Below are 598 nucleotides of genomic sequence, written 5' to 3'. Positions count from 1 at the left end.
CCGACGGCTGGTACCACACCAGCGACGCGGGCTTCATCGACGCCTCGGGACACCTGAAGATCATCGACCGCGTCAAGGACGTGGGGCGGCTGAAGGGCGGCGCGCACGACGGCGCCATGTTCGCGCCCAAGTACGTGGAGAACAAGCTCAAGTTCTTCTCCCACATCAAGGAGGCCGTGGCCTACGGCGACCAGCGCGAGCGGGTCTGCGTGATGGTCAACATCGACTTCGAGGCGGTGGGCAACTGGGCCGAGCGGCGCAACCTGCCCTACGCGGGCTACACCGACCTGGCGCAGAAGCCCGAGGTGTACGAGCTCATCCGCGAGTGCGTGGAGAAGGTCAACGCCGACCTCAGCCGCGACGAGCTGCTCGCGGGCAGCCAGATCAGCCGCTTCCTGGTGCTGCACAAGGAGCTGGACGCCGACGACGGCGAGCTCACCCGCACCAACAAGGTGCGCCGCGGCTTCATCGCCGAGAAGTACGGCGTGCTGGTCGAGGCGCTGTACGGCGGCAAGGCCGAGCAGTACATCCAGACGCAGGTGAAGTTCGAGGACGGGCGCACCGGCTCGGTCAGCGCCACGCTCAAGCTGAGCGACGC

1 pseudogene is annotated in these 598 nt (G+C 67.2%); it reads left to right on the top strand.

What is annotated here, in order from left to right:
* Positions 1-598: pseudogene (locus AC3WPZ_RS27985) on the top strand (long-chain fatty acid--CoA ligase); the annotation flags it as partial.

The sequence above is a fragment of the Hydrogenophaga sp. FW305-3-2-15-A-LB1 genome (assembly GCF_058787875.1).
The sequence above is the reverse complement of the archived record's forward strand: the minus strand, read 5'-3'. Positions and strand labels throughout refer to the sequence as shown.